The organism is Caulobacter sp. FV2ps19 (assembly GCF_058681035.1).
In genome coordinates this window covers 2,352,201-2,376,369 of record NZ_CM178729.1, presented here as the reverse complement: position 1 = coordinate 2,376,369, position 24,169 = coordinate 2,352,201, and the positions used below count along the sequence as shown (strand labels likewise).

Below are 24,169 nucleotides of genomic sequence, written 5' to 3'. Positions count from 1 at the left end.
GCGGCTGACCGGAGCGACCCAATGCCCTTCAAGCGTTCTTCGAGCGCCCGCCTGATGGCGGCGCTGCTTGCGACCACCTGCGCCTTCTCAGCGCCCGCCGCCTGGGCCCAAGCCACCGAGATTGCGGCGGCTGAAAACACCTTCGATATTCCCGCCCAAGGCCTGGCTTCGGCGCTCAACGCCTTCTCGCGTCAGGCTGGCGTGCAGATCCTGTTTCCCTATGACGCGATCGAAGGTCGAACCAGCAAGTCGCTGCAAGGCCGATATACGACCCGCAAGGCTTTGAACCTGCTCTTGGCGGGCGCGCCGCTTGTCATCGACAGCGACAATGGCCGCACGATCGGCCTGGTGGCGGCAAAGCGGCAGGGTATTGGCCAGATTTCTGGATCGGTGCGTCAGATCGACGGCCAGGCCCCGCTGTCTGGCGTGCTGGTGCGCATCGATGAGACAGGCCAGACCGCCGTCACCGACTCCGAGGGTCGCTACCGCTTCGGCGCCCTGCCTTCCGGCGCCCATACCCTGACCTTTCAGTATCTCGGCTTGCCAGACCACAATGAGACCATCGAGATTGCGCCAGGGGAAAACCCGCTGCGCGTTTCCGTGATGGGCGCAGCTCAAATTTCCGAGCTGGTCGTCACAGGCCAGCGCGCCGCCCAGGCCCGCGCGCTCAGCCGCCAGCGCAACGCCGACAATCTCAGCAATATCGTGGCCGCTGACCAGGCTGGCCGCTTCCCTGATCTCAACGCCGCAGAAGCCTTGCGCCGCATGCCCGGTGTTTCGGTGCAGCGCGAAGTGGTCGCCGGCGAGGGCCGCTATGTCTCGATCCGCGGCTTGGACAGCGGCCTCAACAACACCCAGATCAACGGCATGAACGCCGCCCAGCCGGAGAAGGCCAGTCGTCGGGTGCCGCTGGACATGATCCAGACCGCCGCCCTGTCCTCGATCACCGTGCACAAGACCCTGCTGCCCGACCAGGACGCCGATGGCATCGGCGGCGCGGTCGTACTGGAGACGGCCACGGCTTTCGATTTCGCCAAGCCGGTGCTGGATCTGACAATCAGCGGCTTCCATCACGACCTTGCCGGCAAGACCAGCCCGATGTTTCAGGGCACGGCGGCGCGGCGGTTCGGCGACCACGATCAGTTCGGGGTCCTGGTGTCGGGCGGGTACTCAAAGCGAAACACCAAGGGCTACGTCTTTTACAATGACGAAGACTATCTGAGCTTTATCGAGGATGATCCCAGCCTGGGCGTCACCCCCCTGCAATTCCACGTCGCGCAATATGAAGACAAGCGCGAAAACATCTCGGCCAATGTCGCCTTGAACTGGGCCATCTCCGAGAACACAGAGCTGACTTTCAAGGGCAGCTACAACCGCCTCTACGATCAGGAGCTCAGCCGCGAAATCTATTTTGAGGGCGGTACGGAAGACTATGACGACGACGGCAAGCTGATCCTCACCGAGGCGGGCAATGCGCAGATCTTCGACCAGTACGAAGAAACCGAACTGACCCAGCAGTCCTACGTTCTGACCGGCCGAACCCGCGCCGTCGCCTTCACCCTCGACTATGGGCTTGGCTATTCGGCCGGCGTCCGCAACGAGCCCTTCGACAATGAAGTCGCCTTCAAGGTCGATCTGGACAGCAACCTGTTTGGCTATGACTTCTCGGGCAAGTTCCCCCAACCCAATCTGACGGCCGCTGACAAGGCGCGCTTGGCCGATCCCTCGCAATATGTACTCGGCTACAACGACATCGACATCGATGATCAGAAGAACACCCGCGTGGCCGCCCACATCGACGTGACCTATGAGCCAAGCTCCAGCTGGCTGCGGTCGGTGAAGTTTGGCGCCAAGGCCGAGCGCTCAGAGCGAAAGCTGGTGGAGGCCAATGTCATGGATCTGCAGGGCCCGCTGACCCTGGAGACCTTCGGTGTCGGTCCGCTGGTCGACGTCTCCAAGACCGGCGCGCCCTACCCCGCCTTCCTGTCGCTCGACATCGCCCAGGTGAAGGCCTGGAATACCTATTCACAACATCTGGTCGACACCCATCCCGACTTTGAGAATGACTATGTCGAAGATGGCGCCATCCCCCGCGACGAAGACAGCTATCAGAGCCGCGAGGACATCTTCGCCGGCTATCTGATGGCCAAGGGCGTCTGGGGGCGCTGGGAAGCGATCGGCGGCCTGCGCCTGGACCACACCCGGATCGCCTCGGATAACTGGGAAGCCGTTGAACTGGAGGGACAGGACCCTCAGTTCACGCCCGTGACCGGAATAGCCAAATATACAAGCTGGCTGCCGCGCCTGCAGGTCAACTATCGCGCCAGCGATGATCTGGTGGTGCGCGGCGCGATCTTCACCTCGATCGCCCGCCCCGAGCCTTTGTTCATCTCCGGCGCGACGGAGATTGAGGAGGACGATGGCGAAGTGGACGTTACGGTCGGCAATCCTGGTCTGAAGCCGGCCTATGCCTATAATTTCGACCTTGGCGTCGAGCGCTATTTCGGATCGATCGGCATCATCTCGGCCGGGGTTTATTACAAGCGCATCGACCGCTTCATCTTCAGCGGCGTGGCCGGCGAGACGCAAGCCGACCGCGCCCGCTTTGAGAACGATCCTCGCCTGGTGGGCAAAACCATCGACGACGTCATCACCTACGCCAACGGCAAGCGGGCCACGGTCTATGGCCTAGAGCTAAATCTGGTGCGCCAGTTCGCGCAGTTGCCGGGCGTCTGGGGCGGGCTGGGCGTCTACGCCAACGCCACCTTGCAGCGTAGCAAGGCCGACCCGGGCGTCGACGACATCGCCAAGGGAGACTTCTTCAACGCGCCGCAACGGATCTACACCGCCGCCGCCACCTACCAGAAGTATGGCCTGGAAGGCTCGCTGGCCTATGGCTGGCGCGACCGTCAGGCCGTACGGTTCTCCAGCTACGGCACGCGCATTGTCGAGCAGGCCTACGGCTCTCTGGACGGCCAGTTGCGCTATGCCCTCAACAGCCGCGCCAAGGTGTTCTTCAATGCCGTCGATATCCTCAATGATGGCGACAAGCCGATCGTCGACGAACGCTATGGTGAGGGCTCGCGCTATCTGGAAGGGGCCACCTATAGCGGTCGCACCATGACCTTTGGTCTCAATTACAGCTTCTGAGGCTCCAATGTCCTGGACCTGGCCGTCGCGCGTTCACAATGACAAGGGACGCGCGGCGTCCAACCGGCCGCGCGGCGAGGCCGGGCCGATCTCCAACCTGATCGACCGGCGGCGCCTGCTGGCGGCGGGAGTCGCCGTTGGGGTGACCCCGCCACGATCGCGCGCGGCTGTCGTTCCCGACGCCATCGGCTTCAAGCCGCTCTCGCCCTCGATCGGTCCGGTTGAGGCCTTGCCCGAAGGGTTCAAACGCACGGTGGTCCTGCGCTGGGGGGATCCTTTGTGGTCAGACGCCTCGCCGTTCGACATCGCAGCCCTGAGCGCCGCCGGGCAGGAGCGGCAATTTGGCTACAACAACGACTTCACCGCCATCCTTCCCCTGCCGTCAGGTGATCCCAATGGCGGCCTGCTGGTGGTCAATCACGAGTACCCAACCCCGTTTCTGATGTTTCCCGGCGTCACGGCGAGCGATGGCGCCCAAACCCTCAGCGACGAGCAGCTGAGGGTTTGCATGGCCGCCTGCGGCCTGAGCGTCGCTGAGGTTCGGCGCGTGGACGGCGCGTGGCGGGCGGTGATCGATAGTCCCTATAACCGCCGGATCACCGCCACCACGCCGATCCAGATTTCAGGTCCCGCAGCCGGCCATCCCAAGCTGCGCACGCGCGCAGACCCGACCGGCCGGCGGGTCCTTGGCACCCATGACAACTGCAATGGCGGGGTAACGCCTTGGGGAACGGTGCTTTCGGGTGAAGAAGGCTCCGCGGAGTTCTTCGGCGGCGACTGGCGAGGCCATCCTGACGCCGCGCGCATGAGGCGGGGCTACTACACCGATCTCGAGCCGGAGGGCCGCTACGGCTGGAGCCGGATCGACAAGCGCTTTGACCTGGGCCACGAGCCCAATGAGTCCAACCGCTTCGAATGGGTTGTCGAGATCGACCCCCTCGACCCGACCGCACCGCCGGTCAAGCGGACCGCGCTTGGGCGTTTCGCCCACGAGGGCGCCCATAGCGTGGTCGCGCCCGATGGCCGGGTGGTGGTCTATCTCGGCGACGACTGGGAATATGAATACTGCTACCGGTTCGTCAGTCGCGACGCCTTCAACCCCCGCGATCGCGCCGCCAATCGCGATCTGCTGGATGAGGGCGTCCTGAGCGTCGCCCGGTTCGCCGCCGACGGAACGCTCGATTGGGCGCCGCTAGTGTTTGGAACCGGTCCGCTGACGCAGGCCAACGGCTTCGCCAGCCAGGGCGATGTACTGCTGGAAACCCGGCGCGCCGCCGATCTTCTCGGCGCCACGCCGATGGATTCGCCGGAAGGCTATGAACCCAATCCAAAAACCGGGCGGGTCTATATCGCGCTGACGGGCGTTGAGGACCGCACCGAGGCGACCAACCCCGCCAATCCCCGGGCCGCCAACCCTGGCGGTCACATTCTGGAACTTATCCCACCCGACAACGGCTGCGGCCCAGACCATGCTGCAGACCGCTTCACCTGGAGCGTCTTTGCGCTCTGTGGCGACCCCGCCATGCCTGGATCAGGCGCAAGGTTCCACCCCGATGCGGGATCAGAGGATTGGTTCGAAGCGCCCGATAATCTGAGCTTCGACGCCGCCGGCCGCATGTGGATCTGCACGGACGGACCGGGGGTCAGACAGCATGATGGATTGTGGATGATGCAGACCTCTGGCGCGCAAACCGCATGGCCCAGACTGTTCTACTCCCCCCCGTCCGGCGCAGAGTGCTGCAGCCCGGCCTTCACGGGGGATGGCAGGGCGATGTTCCTGTCGGTCCAGCACCCCGCCGAACGTTCGCCCTCATTGGAAGGGGCAAAGATGCGCTGGCCAGATTTCGTGGAGGGTGCGCCACCGCGTCCGTCCGTGATCGCCATCGAGCGCGAGGATGGCGGCAAGCTGTCGTAATTGACCGGCGCACGCCGATTGCAAGGTTCGCCTGAGAGCGGAGTCTATGAGGGTCGCTTACGCGCCAATACCCGCCACTGACACACCTCGAAAACGCGGCCTTCATAGGCAGGACGCGCCGCGCAGCCGCACTATTTTGGACGGACAGAGGGATCGAACGCGCGGCTCAGCGTCGGGCCCAAGCCCCTTGGGCCGCTTTACCTTAGGCGCTGAACGCGGCGCGCGCTTTTGGCCAGGGTTCAATTGCGGAATTTCGCGACGCCGCTTCGCATTTCGCCGTTACCGGGGTCGACAACGCCAGCTTAGCCGCTAAGCAGTTCCCTATCAGTCGCGCTTTGGGCGGATGGCGGCTTGATTCCGACAGCGTTCACGCAGTCGATCGCCGCAGCAGTGGGACTTTCTCGGGTGGCTTTCCTTCGTCCGCGCGTGCTTTGCCGCCCCACAACTTGGTCTGGAGAGAGTCTGGGCTTGCGGAGTGCTCATGGCCCGTTGGGCGCTCTTGCCGCCCCGCCGAAGGGTCAAGGCTAGACCATGGGCCACGACTTGCCCGACAGCTTGATGGCGTTCGCGCAGGCTCCGCAAAACTTTCTGTTGGATCTGGCGCTCTCCAATTCGAAGCCTTGGTTTCGGATGAACGATGAGACCTTCCTGGTCCTGTCCGACCCCGCATCGATCCACGCGGTGATGAACGGCAAGCTGGAAGATTTCGAGAAGGGGGCGACGGGGGAAATACCGCGCGTCTCGTGGCGTGACGGGATCATCACGGTCGATGGCGAGGGTTGGATTGAGCAACACGCCATGTTCGCCCCCCTGTTCACGCGTCGCCGCGTCCGCCAGTTGGAGCCGCTGATCTGCGAGCGAGTGACCCGCCTGATGGACACCTGGTCGGCCCTGCCGCCGGACGAACCCGTCGACTTGCTCTGGGCGGCCAGTCGCCTGGCTTTCGACGTTGTCGCCATCGGACTGCTCGGCATCACCGACGCTGCGCTGGCCGACGACCTTTTCCGCACTCTGGGCGATCTTGAGCGCGTGGAGACAGTCCGGATCACCTATCTGGTCAAGCGCATGGGTGCGAGCGCGCCCGCAAGCCGCTTCCAGCGCAGCGCCCATACCGGGGTCCTTGAGCATATGGATCGCCTGGCGGCTGCGGTCGCTGATGAACGGCTCGCCCGCCCCTCCTCCTCAGATGACCTCCTGGGCGGCTTGATGGCGACGCAGACTTTCCAAGCCTACACCCCTGAGCGCAAGCGCGCCTTCCTGGCCGATCAGGTCGTCACCCTGCTGGCCGCAGGCTTCGTCACCACCGGCGAAAGCATGTTCTGGGGCCTTTACCTGCTGGCCAAGCACCCGCAGGCCCAGTCGCGCGCCCGCGCGGAAGTTCTGGCCAAAACCCACGCCGCGGAGGGAACGCCGCCGATGGACGCGCCCCCCTTTGTTGTCGCGGCCTTCAACGAGAGCCAGCGCCTCTACCCGCCGGTCTGGTTCATGGGTCGGGTGGCTCGCCGGGATGTCGTTGTCGGCGACACGCAGATCCCTGCCGGTACGCGCGTGATCTGCAGTCCTTACGTCTTGCACCGCATACCGGCGCTTTGGCCGCAAAGTGATCAATACCGGCCCGAGCGCTTCCTGCCGGGCGCCCAGCCGCCCATCGTCTCGCGCTCACTCATCGCTTTTGGCACCGGAATGCGCGCCTGCCTGGGACGGGGTTTGGCGCTGATGGAAATGAGCGCCATCGCCTGCATGACCCTGGCGAAGTTCGAGCTTCAATTGGTGTCGGACGCGCCCATAGCCCTATCCGCCGCCTACACGACGCAGCCGCGCGACAGGGTTCTGTTTCGCCTAAAACCGTTGGCTCAAGCATGACGCCGCAACAGACGGCCGCTGACATTGACCGCGACGGCCAAGCGCAGTTGAGCGCTTACGCGCAAGATCCTGGCCCGTTGGTCTTCCTGGTCGGCTGTCAGCGTTCCGGCACAACCTGGCTGCATCTCCAATTGGCGCGGAGCGGCGCCTTTCGCTTTCTGAGCGCCTACGATGTCTTCGCCGACGCCCGCGGAACGCTCGTCCACGATCATCTGCTGGATCGCAAGACCGCAGCGAAGGCGGCCTTCGAGGCCATGCTGGCGGGGGTTGCCAGCGATCGCGGAATTGACGCCATCCCCGCGCGCGCCGACACGCCCGAGGAATACGGCCTGGTGATCGGCGACGGCCAGCTTCGCTACAACCAGCCTGACACCACGCCCGACAGCTTGCATCGCCTTCGTGATATCTGCGCAAAAAAGGCGCTGATCGATGGCCGAGATCAACCGCTCCTGCTGAAATCGCCGCCCGATTATCCAGCTGCCCTTCCGCTACTGGACTCCACCTGGCCGCAAGCGCGCTTTATCGCCATCCAGCGCCATCCGCTGGCGACCCTGCAGTCACAGGTCAATGCCTGGCGGGACCTGGTGCTGCGACCAAACCCCTACCTGCTTCTTCTCGAACGCGGCTATCGTGACCTGCTTGATGACCCAAAGCGACGGATGACCCAGGGTCTTTTCCTGCATTCGCCAGCCGGTGTCTCGTGGCTGGCCGACAGTATTGTGCGCGCCCATCTCGGCTTCCTCGCCTGGCTTGAGACCCATCCACGCGCCAACATTCTGACGCTGCGCTACGAGGACATGTGCGCTGACCAAGGCGGCGCCTTTGAACGCATGGGCCGGTTTCTCGATATGGAGCTAGCGCCCCCGGCGGCTGCGCCAGCGCCGCGCGAAAGCAGGCTGAAGCCAGATGTCCTGGAGGCTTACGAGGCGCGTCGCCAAGCCTTCTCACCCTTTCTCAAGCGGTTCGGCTATGGGGCGGGCCTCGCGGGGGCCGACGCGCCTTCGCAGCCTGGGCAGGCCACGCACCAGCAATCCCCCCTTCAACCTCAAGGCGACAGACTGGCATGAGCGAACAAGTGATCGAACTGCTGACCCATGCGCAGCTGGCGGCCTCGCCGCCGCAACACCGCGCCCGTCTGGTGGAAGACTTCCTGCTGGCCACCCTAGAGGGGCTGCGGGCCGATCCGGCGGCGCCCATCGACGCCTCGGTTCGTCTGGCCGAACTGGCGATTGACTCTCTCCAGATTGTCGAACTGAAGTTTGAGCTCGATCAGGTCCTGGGCGTGGAGGCCGACATCGAATTGATCATGGACAACCCCTCCATCCGCGAGCTGGCCGCCAATAGCGTACGCAGTGTCGGCCTCTAGGCGGAAGGTTCGTTCATGCCGAACCTGGCCTTCTTCGGCTTTCCCGTGCGCGGCCACACCGCGCCGAGCTTGCCTCTTGTCGCGGAGCTGACACGCCGCGGCGCGCGGGTCGACTACTACTCGCTGCCGGCGTTCAAGGCCCTGGTGGAGAGCGCGGGCGCGCGGTTGGTGGCCTATCCCGGCGCGTGTGAAGCCCTGCTCACCACCCCGGTTGACTCCAGCGAGCACCTGGCGCGCAACCTGGCTGTCGCGGACATACTGCTGCCGCTGCTCCTGGCCGAAATGAAGCCGGCGCCAGATCTGGTGCTATTTGACGCCTCTGCCTTTTGGGGCGGCGTCATCGCCCGTAGGCTGGGACTTCCGAGCGCCTGCTCCATCACCACCTTCGCCTTCAATCGCCAGCTGCTCAAGATGCTGAACGCGCCGCCGCCAGCCGCCTGGTCGCAGCCGGCCTTCGAGCGCTTGAACCTGGCTTATGGCGCGGGCATGCAAGATCATTTTGACCTGTTGGCGCCCGCGGCGGATCTCAAGTTCGTCTACACCAGCCGAGCTTTCCAGCCTGCTGGCCGGTTCCTTGACGAAAGCCACCTGTTCGTCGGCCCACTGGTCGACGCACGTCCTCGCGACGGAACCCGCGCCCAGGCGATCGGACAGCGACCTCTGGCCTATGTGTCGCTGGGCACGCTCTTCAATCAAGACCACGCCCTGCTACTGCGGATCAGCCAGGTTTTGGCTCAAAGGGGCTGGCAGGTCATCGTCTCGTTGGGCGACGCCGCCGCCGCGCCGTCGTCCTGGCCCGAGCACGTCCAGGCCTATCGGTTTGTCGACCAGATTGGCGTGCTGGCCCAGGCCCAGCTCTTCGTGACCCACGGGGGCATGAACAGTGTGTCAGAGGCGCTTTCCCATGCGGTGCCGATGATCGTCGTACCGCAGGCGGTGGACCAGCATCTTGTCGCCCGGCAGGCGGCCAACCTGGGCGCGGCCGTGGTCATCGAGCGAGACGCCGTGTCGGCCGAGAGCCTGTCGGCGGCGTTGGTGACCATCGACGGCGCCAGGCCAGCGTTCGTGGCGGCCGCGACCCGTCTCCAGCACAGCTTCGCCGAAGGCTCGACCCTCGCCACTGCGGTCAACAGGATGCTCGCCCTGATCGGTCAGCCGCGTGGCTGAGCCTCCGCCCCCCTCTCCCGCGCAACGCCGCGAGGCGGAAACCTTCGCCAGCCTGATCGACGTCGCGCGGTTGCGACAGCAAGGCGCCACGGGCGCAGCGGTCCCAGGCTTCATCCTCGAAGGCGCCCAGGCCATGGCCTCGCATTTGGCCGTGTCGGAGGAAAGATTGCAGGCTGCCCTAGCCCCCATGGCCTTGTGGCAACTGTATCTGCCGGCGACGATCGGGGCCAACACGTGGGATTTCGCCGCCGTGCGTGAACGCTTGCCGCACGCCTACGCCCAAGTGCGTGCGGCGCTCGAGCCCTTGGAATCGCGCTCGCAGGTGGTGAGCACGGTCTTCCACATGGCCGCTTTTCCCCTGGTCTGTTCGTTGATCGGCGCGGCCTGGCGCGACCTTCACCATGGCCCGCTGCACGCGCTGATGGCGGCGCGAAACATGGGTTGGCTGCGCCTGGGCGGCAACCGCTGGGTCCTGGACACCGTGGAGGTGATCAGCACCGATCCCGCCGGACTGCGCCAGCTCGCAAGGGGATTGAAAGATGGCTCGATCAGGAGGTTGCTGATCCTGCCCGATGGCCCCCACCGACCCGGAACACCCGGGGTCCGCGCGCTCGACGGCGTCAGCGCGGGCCTCGGCGTCAAGACCGCCCTGATGTCGAGGATACACGGCATGGGGATCCCGATCGCGCCTTTCATCCATGAATGGGAAGACGACGCCCTGCGGGTGACGCCGCGCCCCGTCCTGGACCGCGCAATCCATAGCCAAGCCGAGACCGTCGAGATCATGGCCGGTCACATCGAGGACCTTCTGCGACGTCGGCCCGAGCAGTGGTTGAACTGGAACGCGGCAAGGCTGCGCACGTGAAGGATCGTGAGGCCCCGATGTCGAAGACCTGTCTCCTCAGCCATGTGCAACTGCCTGATGATCTGAAGGACCCAGCGGCTGGCGTGATCGCCGAGCGCCCGGCGCGCATCCTGCTGACGGGCGCGACCGGCTATCTTGGCGCGTACCTTCTGGCGGCCTTGCTGGACCGCTCGGACGCCACCTTGGTGTGCCTGGTGCGGGCGAGCGACGCGGCGGCCGGGCTTGCACGCATTAAGGCCAACCTCGCTCGCTATCATCTGCAGGCAGACCTTGGTCGGGTGGAGGTGGTGACGGGCGCGGTAGACCAGCCCCGCCTTGGCCTGGATGACCCCGCGTGGACGAAGCTGGCCGCTGACCTCGACGCCATTGTCGACGCAGCCGCCAATGTGAACTTCATCGCGCCGCTGGATAACCTTCTGCCCATCAATGTCGACGGCCCGGTCAACCTGTTGCGCCTTGCGGCCGCGACCCGCCCCAAACCGCTGCACCTCTCATCCTCGTACTCGGTCTTCAACGAGGCGTCGTACAAAGGGGTCAGCCATGTCGCCGAAGACGCTCTTATCGGTGAGGGGGAAGGCTTCGTTGGCGGCTATCCGGCGTCCAAGTGGATCGCAGAACGCGTTGGCGACGCAGCCCGCGCGCGGGGATGGAACGTCACCATCCATCGGCTTGGATATCTATGGGGCGACACCCGGTCAGGACAAAGCAAACCCGACGACGTGGTGACGTTGAACGTGCGAGCCTGCCTGGCGATGGGCAAGGCGCAGGACGTCGACTTCCTGATGCATATCACGCCCGTCGACTTCGCCGCGGCGGCGATGGCGCAGGTCGTTCTGGCGTCGGCCGCCGCCAACCGCCATTTCCACATCATCACAGAAACCCCGATTACCTGGCGGGAGCTCGTCCAGGGGATTGAAGACAACGGCCAGGCGATGGAACTCGTGCCGTTCGCGGCCTGGCATAGCGCGCTTCGAGGCATGCTCGCCGCCCATCGGGAGTTCATGCCGCTGGTGTTGGGCTCCATCCTGGATCCGGCGCGAAACCCAAAGCCCAACATCCAGACCATGCAGTTTGACGCCTCGTGTCTGCGCAGTGTGCTTGCGCCGGTCGGCCTGACCTGCCCCCCGCTCGACCGGCGACTGATCGGGACCTATGTCGATGCGATGGTCCGGCGAAATTCAGCCAAGCCGTAACGCGGTCGCCGATCTGACCGCCCACAACCGGCCTCTCACAAGAGCCGCCTAATGCTGCGGCATGATCGTCAGCCAAGCCTTATCGACCAAGGCAGACTCTGCTTCACCGCTGACCTTGGCCATGGTGACGTCTTCTACGTCACAAGGCCCATATACTGCGCGGGCAGAGGCGTGAGCTGTCGCGCCCCGCCCCGCGGTTTGAGGCAACATTAGCGGCCTCAGATGGTCCGCCAATGCTCTCGTTCCGGCGCGCGAAGGGGGCAATGTCGCTTCGATTGTGACATGGCCAGCCTGGTGAAACTTGATGACGAACAGAACCGCACTCAGGTTTTGATCCGCAGCTAGGTAGGTCTCGGCCTGCCGGCCAACGGTTCGGATCAGAGTGCCGATGGAATGATCGACGTCGAGCAAGTGCAGACCCCATGACAGGTCTGCCCCCCAGCGCCGGATGATCTGACCGCCAAGTTCGTCCGTGCGGGGGTCTGCGGGGACAGCGTTCACGTGCAGGGCCAAGTAGTCGAACTCGCCGCTCTGGACGCACTGGGTCGAGACAAGCCCCGGCGTCGTGACAAAATAGGTGCCGATCGGTCGGGCCGGCCGCACCCAATCAGGCTGGATGTCCCCGCCCGAGCCGTTCAGGAAACCCCTGGTCATGAAGTAGGACACAGGCTGGCCCACCCCGCCGGCCAGATTCGCCGGATTGACGCACGCCACGCGCAGGCCGTCTCGCGCGCGGCCGAAGCGGGAATTGACCGGTGGCGGCAGACGGTCGCGGAAGGTCGCATAGCTGATCACGCAGCCGATCTGGGTGTCGGCGCGGCAGAGCGGGATCGACTGGAACGAACCGCCAACGTCCTTGCCCGGCGGAACCATCACGGGAGCGCCCAGGATGAGGGCCGAGATCAGTTGCTTCTGAACCGGCTTGCCGTCGATCTCCTGAGCGATCAGTCGGGCGATCATCGCGCCGCCCTGGCTGTGGCCGATCAGCACGACCCCGCGGCCCTGGTTCTCGTGCGCCATGTACCACTTCCAAGCGTCGACCACGTCCGAGAACCCGCCGAAGCCGGCGGGCGGCTGTGGTCCGACGGGCGCTGGACCGCCTCCCGGAGCCCGGAGCCTGCGGAGGGTTCCCTGCCGATAGAGCGGCGCGAACGGGCGGCAGACCGATCCGAACCGCGCGAACTGCACCTTGATGTCGTCCCACTCGGCTGCGTCGGGCGAGAAGTCCGAGATCCAGCCGGGATCGTTCGAGACGGTCGGATAGACAAAGAAGCAGTCGACCTTCGGGGCCTTGGCGGCGACATGGCGCTGGACCGTCATCTTCCCGCTGGGCGCGATGACCGTGGCGTCCAGATCGACCTTGCAACGGTTATCCTCCAGATCGGGCCGGCATAGCCACAGGGCCGGCTGGGCGTAGTCCGGGTGCTGGACCGTCGGGTCCGGCGCCTGGGTGGCGGCGAGACCATGAAGGGCGAGGACGCTCAAGCCGAGCATCCCCGCGAGGTATTTGAACCAGGCCTTCATGACGCGTCTCCCTGAGCGAACGTGATGTCACACTTTTGCAAACGGACGCCGCCGCCGCGCCCTTTGTTTCACAGCACTTCGAACAGTCCCGCGGCGCCCATGCCGCCGCCGACACACATGGTGACGACGACGTGGCGCACGCCCCGGCGCCTGCCCTCCAACAGGGCGTGGCCGACCAGGCGGGCGCCCGACATGCCGTAGGGGTGGCCCATGGCGATCGCGCCGCCGTTGACGTTCAGACGCTCGTCCGGAAGGCCCAGGCGGTCGCGGCAATAGAGAACCTGGCAGGCGAAAGCCTCGTTCAGCTCCCAAAGGCCGATGTCGTCGATCGAGAGGTCGAACCGCTCCAGCAGTCGCGGAATGGCGAAGACCGGGCCGATGCCCATCTCGTCGGGCTCCACGCCGGCGACGGCCATGCCAACATAGCGACCCAGTGGCTGCAGGCCGCGCCGAGCCGCCACGCTGGCCTCCATAACCACGCAGGCCGCGGCGCCGTCCGAGAGCTGGCTGGCGTTGCCCGCCGTGACCACGCCGCCGGGCCGCACGGCCTTCAGCGCGGTCAGGCCCTCGAATGTGGTGTCGGGACGCACGCCCTCGTCGCGCTCAAGCGTCACGGTCCGCAGGTCGACGGACTGGGTGAGCTTGTCGACCACCTTCATGGTCGCGGTCACCGGCACGATCTCGGCGTCGAAGCGTCCCGTGGCTTGAGCGACGGCGGCGCGATACTGCGAGGCCAGGGCGTAGACGTCACAGTCCTCACGGGTGACGCCGTAGCGGGCGGCCACCACCTCGGCGGTGTCCAGCATCGGCATGTAGGCGTCGTGACACAGCGCCACGAGCTCGGGATCCTGATCGACGCGAAGCTCAGGCGTCTGGACCAGCGAGATCGACTCCACCCCGCCGGCCACGATGACGTCCATGCGATCGACGATGACCTGTTTGGCCGCCGTGGCGATGGTCATCAGGCCCGACGAGCACTGCCGGTCCAGGGTCATGCCCGGCACGGTCGCCGGGAAGCCCGCCCGAAGCGCCGCCATGCGGCCGATGGTCTGCTGCACGCCCTGGGGCAGGGAGCAGCCCAGAAGGCAGTCCTCGATCTCGTCCGGCGCGATCCCGGCCCGCGCGACGGCGGCCGTCAGGGCGTGGGCCGCCAGGGTCGGCGACGGCGTGGCGTTGAAGGCCCCGCGATAGGCGCGTCCGATCGGCGTGCGCGCCGTGGAGACGATGAGGGCCTCCCGCATCAGCCCCGCCCTGCCATGACAGTCTCGATCAGGCCGGCGCTGGCCAGCTCGCGTTCGGCCTGAGTGAAGCCGTAGGCCGGGACGATCTCGCCGGCCCGCTCGGTGATCCCGTCCCACTGGCCAATGACCTGCTCGCCCGCATCGCGCCCGCCGCCGACATAGCGCCCTTCGGTGAGCGTGACATTGGCGGTCGCGAAGTGGCCGGCGCCGGCGCACAGGATCGTCCGCGTCGGAGCGTCCTGGCCGACCAGCGCCAACAGGCCAGGGCTGACGAAGCTGGGATCCAGCCGCTCCAGGCTCGCTTGGGAGAGCACGCCCTCGGTCATGCCGGTCGCGGCCGTCGGGGCCAGACAGTTGACGCGGACGCCGTAGTTCTCGCCCTCGATGGCCAGGGTCTGCATCAGACCGACCAGAGCCATCTTGGCGGCGCCATAGTTGGCCTGGCCGAAGTTTCCGTACAGGCCCGACGACGAGGTGGTCATCACGATGCGGCCATGGCGTTGCGCGCGCATGATGTCCCACACCGCCTTGGCGCAGACCGCCGCCCCCATCAGGTGGACGTCGACCACCAGGCGGAAGTCGTCGAGGCTCATCTTGGCGAAGCTCCTGTCGCGCAAGACGCCGGCGTTGCTGACCAGGATGTCGATCTGACCCCAGCGCTCCATGACCTTGCGCACCATCGCCGCGACGGCCGCCTCGTCGGTGACCGAGGCCGCCAGGCCGATGGCCTCACCGCCCTGCGCGGCGATCTCGGCGACCACGCGATCAGCGGCCTCCTGGGTCAGGTCGTTGACGACCACCCGCGCGCCTTGGCGGGCGAGATACAGCGCATGGGCGCGGCCCAGTCCGCCGCCCGCCCCGGTGATGATCGCAACCCGTCGGTTCAGTGACATCGAGCCTCCCCTTCCTTAAAAAGTTCGCGAGCAACAGCTCGCCCCTTAAATTCACTATTTAACGAGTGAACAACCTTGTCGGCAAAATCCTGATCGGGGCCGGCGACGACAAGTATCAGTCGCCGCCGAACTCTGATCTCAGGCGAATTTTGTCGATCTTGCCGGTCGCAGCCAGGGGCATGCGCGCCAGGCGATAGACCGCGTCGGGGATCCACCACGACGCCACGCGGCCGCGCAGCGGCGCCAGCAGCGCCTCGTCGCTGACCTCGCCCGCCCCCTGCATCTCGACAAGCAGGATGGGCCGCTCGCCCCACTTGGCGTCGGAGCGGCCGATCACCGCGGCCAGGGAAACCTCCGGCAGCGCGCCGATCACCGCCTCGATCTCGGCGGGGTTGATCCATTCGCCGCCCGACTTGATCAGGTCCTTGGCGCGGCCGGTGATCATCAGGTTGCCGTCGATATCGATGCGCGCCAGATCGCCCGTGGGGAACCAGCCGGCGGCGTCGGTGGCCGGCGCGTCATGGCCGAAATAGCGCTGCACCACCGCCGCGCCGCGCACCCGCAAGTGGCCCTCGACGTCGCGCTGCTCTGGCAGAGGCGCGCCGTCCGCGTCGGTCAGCATCAGGTCCACCCCCACTGCCGGACGCCCGGACAAGGCCGCGCGGGACGGATCACTCAGGCCCGCCACGGTGCCGGAGGGCGACAGCTCGGTCATGCCCCAGCTGGTCTGAACCGTGACGCCCAGCCGCCGCTCGATGCGCTTCATCAGGGCCGGCGCCATCGGCGCCCCGCCCACGATGACGCGCCGAAGGGAAGGCAGCTCACCGCCCTTCTCTTCCAGGTGCTCCACCAAGCCCAGCCAAACCGTGGGCACGCCGACACCCACGGTCACGCCCTCGTCGGCGATCAGGCGCGCGAGGCTGGCGCCGTCGGCGTGCCGGCCCGGCAGGACCAGCTTGGCCCCGACGGCCGGCGCCGCGAACGGCAGGCCCCAGGCGTTGGCGTGGAACATCGGCACCACGGCCAGGACGCAGTCCTGGCCCGAAATCGCCATCACATCGACCTGCAGGATGCGCAGCGTGTGCAGGAAGCTGGAGCGATGGGTGTAGGTCACGCCCTTGGGCGCGCCGGTGGTGCCCGAGGTGAAGCACAGGCCGCTGGGCGCGGTCTCGTCGAAGTCGCCCCAGACCGCGCCGTCGTCCGCCGCGGCGATCAGCGGTTCGAGCCGGTCGTGCGACGTCGCCTCCCCTTCGTCGTCGATGACCAGCAGCCGCTCGACCGAGGGCGCGCGGTCCAGGATTTGCTCCGCCAGCGGCGCCAGGTCGGCGGCGACGATCAGCACGCGCGCCCGTGACTGGACGATCATCGCCGCCAGATGGTCGGCCGTCAGGCGGGGATTAAGCGTGTGGCACACCGCCCCCATGCCCATGATGGCGTACCAGACCTCGACATGGGCCTGGGTGTTCCAGGCCAGGGTGGCGATGCGGTCGCCCGTCTTCACGCCCAGGCCCTGGAGCACGGCCGACACCCGCAGGCTGCGGGCCATCAGCGCCGCATAGCCGACGCGATCGGTCCCGCCGCCGTCCCGCGCGGTGACCACCTCCGCATTCGGCCGCCACTTGGCGGCGTGGATCAGGAACTTGTCGAGCGTCAACGCGAACGCCTGCATTTCACCGTCGATCATAGGCCCTTCAATCACCGGCACTGGGCCGCTCTAGCGGGAAGCGGCGGCGACACGACGCCGACGTTCCAATTCCATGGGATGTCGCCCTGGGCGCGGCGGCGGCACATGACCGCTTCGTTCAGTTCGTACATGCCCGGTTGCAGATGGACGGCGGCCCGGGGACCTTCGACAAACGCCATATAGGCCCGCTCGGCGCCGTAGGGCCGCCACTCGGCCTGGCCCGCCGCGCGGGGCGCGCCGTCGCGGGCGAACGACGTCCAGTAATCGATCATCGCCGCAGAGAGAGTCTCCTCGACGGCCGTCGCCGGAACCTTCGGCCAGGCCGGCGGCGTCAGGGCGGCCGTCCCGAAGACGTAGGGGATCTCGCTGGCGTGGAAGGCGTGCAGCCCTGCGGCGTCCGCCGCCGGATAGCCGTGGTCGAAGAAATAGAGATAACCCTGCGCGCCGACGGCCGTCTGCTTGGCGACCAGCCGCTCCGCGGTCCAGCCATAGAGGGCGTCGCGCGGGGCCAGCAGCACGCTCTCGGCCAGGTCGTTCGAAGGATAGAGCTTCAGATAGTCGCCGGCCAGGTCGCCGTAGCGGGCGCGGATCTCGGCTTCGTAGGTCGTCGCGTCGGCCGGCGGCGGCGGGGCCAGTATCCTCAGCGAACGGATCTCGCCGCTGTTGAAGCCCGCCAGGATCGGTACGCGCGCCTGCTCGCCGCGATTGAACACATCGACGAGCTGACCCGGCAGGACCTTGCCGTCGACCGCGCCGAAGGTCTGGAAGCCGGCCATCAGGGCAGCGGTCGTCAGGGTCTCGGCGTCCATGGCCCGCAGGTCGGCCAGGCCCCGGGCGTTCAGCTTGGCGGCCGTGGCGACGCCGATCGCCTCGGCCGGCGTATGTCCGAACCGCGTCTCGCGCAGGTCGGGCGTCGAGATCATGTAGGCGCTCTGGGCGATCGCCTTGGCGAACAGCCCGCGCGCTGGCGGCGAGGCCATCAGATACATGACGCTGAGGCCGCCCGCCGACTCCCCTGCGATCGTGACATTGGCCGGATCGCCCCCGAAGGCGGCGATGTTGCGCTTCACCCAGCGCAGGGCCGCGATCTGGTCCAGCAGGCCATAATTGCCCGAGACATGGTCGGGCGACTCCGCGCTGAGTTCGGGGTGGGCCAGATAGCCCAGCACGCCCAGGCGGTAGTTGATCGACACGACCACCACACCGCGCTTGGCCAGGGCGGCGCCGTCGTACATCCCTTCGCTGCTGGAGCCGGAGGTCAGCGAGCCGCCGTGGATCCAGACCAGGACAGGGGCCTTTTTGATCTTCGCGGGCGCCCAAACGTTCAGGGACAAGCAGTCCTCGCTCATCGCCGCCAGCGGATCGGCGTAGAGGCTGCCGGGGCGCGGCTTGGGCTGATAGCAGGCCGGGCCAAACTCAGCCGCGTCGCGAACGCCGCTCCAGGGCGTTGCATCTGCCGGCGGCTTCCAGCGGCGCTCGCCCACGGGCGGCGCGGCGTAGGGAATGCCCTTGAAGACCTGAAGGCCATTCAGGTCGACGCCCCGAACAGCGCCGACCGGCGCACGAACAACGGGCTGCTCCGCCCTCGCTGCGGCCGGGGCCAGGGCCAGAGCGCAAGCCGCCAGGGAGCCGAGCCTGGGGCGACGTGAAAAACTCAGCCTCATGACGCCCGCTCCCCAAGCCCACGCCGCTTATTCGTCGTCGGCGCTTGGCGCGAACGTGGCGAGAATCTGGGGCCCCGTCAACACTCACTCTCATGAGTGTGAATATAATTGACGGTGGCCGTTAATGGGCGGCATGATCGGGGAAAGCCACGCTAGACTAGCGCAAAATGGCCGGGAGGAAGCTTTGGACACCGTTTCAGCGGCGCAACGCGCCGAGGCGCGCGCGCCTCGCGACCTCGGCCTCTCTCGAACAGCCGCCCCTCGCGCCTGGATCGTCCTGGCGATGCTGTGGTTCGTGTATGTCCTGAATTTTCTCGACCGACAGCTGATGTCGATCCTGGCCAAGCCGATCCAAGACACCTTGCACGTCACCGATGGCCAGCTGGGCCTGATCGGCGGCTTCTATTTCGCGCTCTTCTACTGCTTCATCGCCATCCCAGTGGGATGGCTGGCCGACCGCACCAATCGCGTCGCTGTCCTGTCCGTGGCCTGCGGGATCTGGAGCGCGGCGACCGCCGCCTGCGGCCTGTCGGCCAACTACACACAATTTGCCATTTCGCGCATGACGGTGGGCTTTGGCGAGGCCGGCGGCGTTCCGCCGTCCTACGCGATCATCTGCGATTATTTTCCGCCCGGACAGCGTGGCACGGCGTTGAGCGTCTATAATCTGGGCCCGCCGGTGGGTGCGGCGCTGGGCATCGCTTTTGGCGCGGCGATCGCGGCGGCCTTCAACTGGCGCTACGCGTTCGTGGTGCTGGGCGTCGTAGGCGTCCTGGCCGCGGTCGTCCTGCCGCTGGTGGTGCGCGAACCGCCCCGCGGCGGCATGGATCCGATCGACGCCGGGCCCGTCCTCCAGAAGACCGGCTTCTGGTCGACCCTGGTGATGTTCTTCTCTCGCCCCACGCTGGTGCTGGCGGCGCTCGGCAGCGGTGCGACTCAATTTGTCACCTACGGCCTGGGCAACTTCGCCACCCTGTTCCTGATGCGCGAAAAGGGCATGACCCTTTCGGAGGTCGCGCTCTGGTATGCCCTGGTGGTGGGGGTCGGCATGAGCGCAGGGATCTTCGTCTCCGGCCGGGTGATCGACCGCTTCACCCGGCGGTCCAAGACCGCCTACGCCCTGGCGCCGGCCATCTCGCTGACCCTGGCCATTCCGTTCTATATCGGCTTCGTGTGGGCTCCGACCTGGCCCCTGGCCCTGGCGTTTCTGATCGGCCCGACCTTCCTGAACTATTTCTACCTGTCTTCGTCGGTGGCGCTGGTTCAGCAGGAGGTGCGACCCGATCAACGGGTGATGGCCGGCGCGCTGTTGCTGCTGGTCATGAACTTCATCGGGTTGGGGCTGGGTCCGACCTATGTCGGCGCCGCCAGCGACTTCTTCCGGGCCAGCCATCCGCACAATTCGCTGCAGATCGCGCTCTACACCCTGATCCCGTTCTATCTCCTGGCGGTGGGGCTTTTCCTGTGGCTGGCGCGCATTTTCGCGCGCGCCGAGACTGGCAAGCCCCAGGGCGCCGCGGACCTTACGCTCTCAGGGCGATGAAGCCCGCGGCCATGAACTTGGCGATCCGCTTCTTGACGGCCGGAAAGTCGTCGGAGTGGCAGACGCCGCTCGACAGCCGGTCGATGCGGCCCGTCCGCGCCAGGGTGTTCATCAGGGCCCCGCTGACGAAGTGGTAGCCCCAAAAGATTTCCTCGTCCGCATAGTCGGGCAAAGCGCGCTTTAGGATGCCGACCAGCTTTAAAACGACGGGATCGAAGTGCTCGTCCATCAGCGCCGCGCCTTCCGGCGTGTTGCTGACGCGAGCGCAGAAGGCGGCGTAGTTCATCCAGTGCTCACCGCCCTCGTAATAGAGGTCCAGGTCGGTATCGAGAAAGGCGTGCAGAGCGCCCTCGACCGTCGGCGTCGCCCCGGCCTCGTCCGCGTATTTCTCAAGCGCGACCATCCGACGCCCCGCCGTCACGCCGGCGCGGCGCGCGAATACGGCCTCGAACAGGTTCACCTTGTCCTTGAAATAGTAGTTCAGCAGCGTGGTGTGGATGCCGACGCGCACGGCCACGTCCCGCAGCGTCACACCGTAAAGGCCGTTCTGCGAAAACAGATACTCCGCCGCGTCCAGGATCTGCTCGAGACTTTCGGCGCGCTGTTCGGCCTTGGTGCGCCCAGCTGGCTTGGCGCCAGCGCCTCCGACCGCCTTCCCCGCCCCGGGCTTCGAGGGGCTTCTTCTAGCGTCTGCCAATCGGCTTTCCTCCAGTCTGTCTCCCTTGGGTAGTCCCCGTCCGGCGCCGTCCTGTCAATCGTCCCGAACCTACGACCATGAAGGGTCCGCCGCAGAACAATGATCATTGACGCTGCGTGAGCGACGATGCAACACTCACTCTTGTGAGAATGAGCGTTAAGAGACTCGTTCAGCGGGGAGGCAACCAACATGAAAATCGGGCTTAGCAGTGCATCGCGCCTAGCGCTTCTGATCGGGGTCGCCGGCCTCGCGCAACCGGCCTGGAGTCAAGACTCCAGGCGTCCGGCGGATCCGACCACCCAGGTCGAGGAAATCGTCGTCACAGGCTCCAACATCCGGGGCTCGGCGCTGGACGCCGCCCTTCCGGTCGAGGTCTATTCGCAGGCGACGCTCGAAAAGCAGGGCTCGCCCACGGCGCTGGAGTTCGCCAAGAGCCTGACGATCTCGGGGCCCACGACCGGCGAGTCGTACTATTTCGGCGGCCCCGCCCTGGTGGGCTCGGTGAACTACAATCTGCGCGGCCTCGGCGCGGACAAGACGCTGGTCCTGCTGAATGGTCGGCGGATGAACCAGAACACCGCCAACGTGCCGTCAATGGCCCTGGCGCGGACCGAGATTCTGAAGGACGGCGCGGCCGTCATCTACGGCGCCGACGCCACCGGCGGGGTGGTCAACTTCATCACCCAGGACCATTTCGTCGGCCTGCAAACCCAGGCCCAGTACAAATATATCGACGGCTCCAAGGGCGACTATTCTGTCGGCGCCATGGCGGGGATCGGCGAGGACCGGGTCAATCTGCTAGTGTCGGCCGAATATGAGCATCGCTCGCGCCTGAACACGATGGAGCGCGACTTCACCAAGGCCTCGCTGACACCGGGGACCGGCTACAATCCCGCTCCGTGGTCCACCCTGACCAACCTCACCGGCTGGCAGCCGCGCGGCGCCCTGCCCGCCGTTCCCACCGCCACCGATGTCGGCGAATGGGGCGCGCCCCTGGGCGGTCTCGTCTCCGATTTCACCCCCGCCAGCTGCGCGGCGGTCGGCGGCCGGTACGACAACGCCTATACCTGCGCCTACAACTACATCCCCTATTATCGGCTGGTCGAAAACCAGGACACCTATCGGCTCTACGCCCAGATCAAGGCGCAGGTCACCGACAGCATGAAGTTCCACGCCGATGTGTCCTATGGCCGCGTGACCCTGCCCCAGGTGATGGGATCGCCGGCCCAGCCGGTGACGCGGGGTCCAGCCCTAACGACCGGCGCTGTCAACCAGTTCTATGTGCCGATCACCAATCCGTTCGCGGCCGAGTTCGCCGCCGCCCACGGCATTGTCGGCGCGCAGGGCTTCACCCCGACCACCTACCGGTTGTTCGGTCACGGCGGGAATCCCTACTATTCGGATGGCGACGGCTTCGGCGTCGCCGACCGCATCGACAACAAGGTCTGGCGCGTGTCGGCCGGGCTGACCGGCGACTTCGGCGACCTGGCGCCGTTCGCCAAGGACGTCGGCTACGACTTCGCCCTGACCTACAACGACGCCTACAACTACAATACCCACGCCGACACTATCGGCTATCGACTGCAAGAGGCGATGAACGGCTTTGGCGGCGCCAATTGCCACGCGGTCGATCTGGACCCCACCCGCTTTGGCACCCAGAACGCCGCCGCCGCCGGCAAGAACGGGTGCCAGTGGTGGAACCCGTTCTCCAGCGCGTTCAAGGGCCAGCCCGTCCGGGACCTGGCCAACCCAAACTACGTCGCCGGCCACGAGAATCCCGAGGATCTGAGCCTCTGGATGTTCGACCCGCGCGCCGTCGAGACCAAGAGCAACAACTTCACCGCCGACCTGGTGTTCAACGGCTCTTCGGGGATCACGCTGCCCGGCGGCGAGATCGGCTGGGCGCTGGGCGCGCAGTACCGCACGCTGGAGAGCCGCCAGATCGTCTCCAGCACGTCTAACAATGGAACAGTGCAGTGCGAATGGCCGCATGGCACGACCAGCGCCAACGGCCCGGGTTCGCCGAACCTGGAAGCCAACCCGTTGCCGACCAGTGACCCCAACTACCGGGGCTGCACGCCCGACGCGCCGGGGCCTTTCGTGCTGTTCGCCCCCACCGTGCCGGCTCAGGCCGACCAGAGCCAGTATTCGCTGTTTGGCGAGTTGCAGGTTCCTGTGCTGTCGAACCTCAACTTCCAGCTGGCCGCTCGCCGCGAGCGGTTCTCCAACGACCTGGGCGCGACGGTCTACAAGGTGTCGGGCAAGTGGAACGTCTGGGGACCGCTGACCCTTCGCGGGTCGTACGGCACCAACTACCAGACCCCGCCGCTGGGCGTGACGCCCGGCGCGATCACGGTGGCCGCGCGCACCTTCACGGTGGCGGCCAGCAACTGGCTGGCGGCCCAGTTCGTCACCGACGCCGACCTCAAACCCGAAACCGCCAAGACCGCCAATTTCGGCGCCATCTGGCAGAGCCGGGGCTTGGCCGAGGATCACAAGTTCCGCCTGATCGTCGACTATTTCGACATCCGCACCAAGGACCAGATCGGTCAGGTCGCCGATCCCAACCAGATCGCCAGCCTGGTGTTCAACGGGGCCGGCGGCACGATCACCACCTGCGATATGGCCAAGCAGCCGTTGCTGGCCCGGATCAGCTTCAACGCCGGTTGCGCGGTGGGCATGAGCGGCGTCGGCAGCTTCTCGGCGGTCTCGACCCGCTACGGCAACGGCCCGGGCCAGACCACCAACGGTTTCGACATCCAGAGCAACTACGGCCTGCCGCTGGGTCCCGGCAATCTCGACGTCAGCCTGACCGCCACCCGTGTGACCGAGCTTCGCACCGGCCCCACCACCCTGGACGGCGTCGTCATCTCCACGGGCGACGACCGTCTGGGCACCCTGAACTTCGCCACCTTTGCGCAGGCGGCTCCCAAGTGGCGCGCAAACGTGGGCGTCAACTATCAGCTAGGCAGCCAGAACTTCCGCTTCGGCGTCAACTACGTCTCCGCCGTCCAGGACGAGCGGGCGGGTGTGCAATATGGCGAAAACGGCGAGAAGTGGATCACGGCCGACTTCACCTATCGTGTCGAACTGAACGGCGACATGGCTCTGACCGCTACGGTCGCCAACATGTTCGACCGCGACCCGCCGCCGGCTCAGGAAGAGTTCGGCTACGACCCGTGGACCGGCAACCCGCTGGGCCGGACGATCGAGGTCGGCGTCAAGAAAGCGTTCTAGGTCTACTCTCCTTGGTGAGGACGGCCTGGCCGTCCTCACCTTCTTCTTTCCAACGACCTGGATCGGCGCCATCCGGCCTGAAGGCGTGGGACGACCTCAGACCCTCCGATGTGCTTGCCATCGGGTCTTGCCCGGATCGCGGCACTATCGGCCTGTTGGACCCGTGC

General features: G+C 66.2%; 16 protein-coding genes. 10 read left to right on the top strand and 6 right to left on the bottom strand.

Going from position 1 to position 24,169, the window contains the following annotated elements:
• Positions 1-21: 21 nt before the first annotated feature.
• The 8 genes from ACW18B_RS11360 (at position 22) to ACW18B_RS11325 (ending at position 11,519) form a co-directional block, all read left to right on the top strand.
• Positions 22-3,150: a TonB-dependent receptor gene (locus ACW18B_RS11360; protein WP_492047158.1), complete on the top strand. Its 3,129-nt coding sequence runs from the start codon at positions 22-24 to the stop codon at positions 3,148-3,150.
• A gap of 7 nt (positions 3,151-3,157) precedes the next feature.
• Positions 3,158-5,065: a PhoX family protein gene (locus ACW18B_RS11355; protein ID WP_492047157.1), complete on the top strand. Its 1,908-nt coding sequence runs from the start codon at positions 3,158-3,160 to the stop codon at positions 5,063-5,065.
• A 543-nt stretch (positions 5,066-5,608) separates the two neighbouring features.
• Positions 5,609-6,928: a cytochrome P450 gene (locus ACW18B_RS11350; RefSeq protein ID WP_492047156.1), complete on the top strand. Its 1,320-nt coding sequence runs from the start codon at positions 5,609-5,611 to the stop codon at positions 6,926-6,928.
• Positions 6,925-7,995 carry a sulfotransferase family protein gene (locus tag ACW18B_RS11345; protein WP_492047155.1) on the top strand — a complete coding sequence of 357 codons (1,071 nt, stop codon included), beginning with the start codon at positions 6,925-6,927 and terminating at the stop codon, positions 7,993-7,995. Before ACW18B_RS11350 ends, ACW18B_RS11345 begins: the two co-directional genes overlap by 4 nt.
• A complete protein-coding gene (locus ACW18B_RS11340; RefSeq protein WP_492047154.1) occupies positions 7,992-8,294 on the top strand; it encodes an acyl carrier protein in 303 nt (100 codons plus the stop codon). Before ACW18B_RS11345 ends, ACW18B_RS11340 begins: the two co-directional genes overlap by 4 nt.
• Positions 8,295-8,309: 15 nt before the next feature.
• Positions 8,310-9,461, top strand: coding sequence for a nucleotide disphospho-sugar-binding domain-containing protein (locus ACW18B_RS11335; RefSeq protein ID WP_492047153.1), 1,152 nt, complete (start codon positions 8,310-8,312; stop codon positions 9,459-9,461).
• Positions 9,454-10,326 carry a hypothetical protein gene (locus ACW18B_RS11330; protein WP_492047152.1) on the top strand — a complete coding sequence of 291 codons (873 nt, stop codon included), beginning with the start codon at positions 9,454-9,456 and terminating at the stop codon, positions 10,324-10,326. Before ACW18B_RS11335 ends, ACW18B_RS11330 begins: the two co-directional genes overlap by 8 nt.
• On the top strand, positions 10,290-11,519 hold the full coding sequence (locus ACW18B_RS11325) for an SDR family oxidoreductase (protein WP_492047151.1): 1,230 nt from the start codon (positions 10,290-10,292) through the stop codon (positions 11,517-11,519). Before ACW18B_RS11330 ends, ACW18B_RS11325 begins: the two co-directional genes overlap by 37 nt.
• Before the next feature lie 48 nt (positions 11,520-11,567).
• Here ACW18B_RS11325 and ACW18B_RS11320 read toward each other — a convergent pair whose 3' ends face one another.
• The 5 genes from ACW18B_RS11320 to ACW18B_RS11300 all read right to left on the bottom strand — a co-directional run bounded on the left by ACW18B_RS11320 (position 11,568) and on the right by ACW18B_RS11300 (position 18,525).
• Positions 11,568-13,043 carry a DUF3089 domain-containing protein gene (locus ACW18B_RS11320; protein WP_492047150.1) on the bottom strand — a complete coding sequence of 492 codons (1,476 nt, stop codon included), beginning with the start codon at positions 13,041-13,043 and terminating at the stop codon, positions 11,568-11,570.
• A 68-nt stretch (positions 13,044-13,111) separates the two neighbouring features.
• Positions 13,112-14,284 carry an acetyl-CoA C-acyltransferase gene (locus ACW18B_RS11315; RefSeq protein ID WP_492047149.1) on the bottom strand — a complete coding sequence of 391 codons (1,173 nt, stop codon included), beginning with the start codon at positions 14,282-14,284 and terminating at the stop codon, positions 13,112-13,114.
• The gene (locus ACW18B_RS11310; RefSeq protein WP_492047148.1) at positions 14,284-15,177 is read right to left on the bottom strand and encodes an SDR family NAD(P)-dependent oxidoreductase; all 894 of its coding nucleotides are present in this window, start codon (positions 15,175-15,177) and stop codon (positions 14,284-14,286) included. Before ACW18B_RS11310 ends, ACW18B_RS11315 begins: the two co-directional genes overlap by 1 nt.
• Positions 15,178-15,292: 115 nt before the next feature.
• A complete protein-coding gene (locus ACW18B_RS11305; protein WP_492047147.1) occupies positions 15,293-16,861 on the bottom strand; it encodes an AMP-binding protein in 1,569 nt (522 codons plus the stop codon).
• An 11-nt stretch (positions 16,862-16,872) separates the two neighbouring features.
• Positions 16,873-18,525: a carboxylesterase/lipase family protein gene (locus ACW18B_RS11300; RefSeq protein WP_492047146.1), complete on the bottom strand. Its 1,653-nt coding sequence runs from the start codon at positions 18,523-18,525 to the stop codon at positions 16,873-16,875.
• A gap of 283 nt (positions 18,526-18,808) precedes the next feature.
• Here ACW18B_RS11300 and ACW18B_RS11295 point away from each other — a divergent pair, with 283 nt between their 5' ends.
• Complete coding sequence (locus ACW18B_RS11295; RefSeq protein WP_492051687.1) at positions 18,809-20,068, top strand: spinster family MFS transporter; 1,260 nt, start codon at positions 18,809-18,811, stop codon at positions 20,066-20,068.
• Here ACW18B_RS11295 and ACW18B_RS11290 read toward each other — a convergent pair.
• Positions 20,049-20,765 carry a TetR/AcrR family transcriptional regulator gene (locus ACW18B_RS11290; RefSeq protein WP_492047145.1) on the bottom strand — a complete coding sequence of 239 codons (717 nt, stop codon included), beginning with the start codon at positions 20,763-20,765 and terminating at the stop codon, positions 20,049-20,051. The two genes, ACW18B_RS11295 and ACW18B_RS11290, sit on opposite strands and share 20 nt — an antisense overlap.
• Positions 20,766-20,954: 189 nt before the next feature.
• On the opposite strand from ACW18B_RS11290, the gene ACW18B_RS11285 reads away from it, so the two are divergent.
• Entirely contained in the window at positions 20,955-24,002 is a 3,048-nt protein-coding gene (locus tag ACW18B_RS11285; RefSeq protein WP_492047144.1) for a TonB-dependent receptor domain-containing protein, read from the top strand.
• The last annotated feature ends 167 nt before the right edge of the window (positions 24,003-24,169 follow it).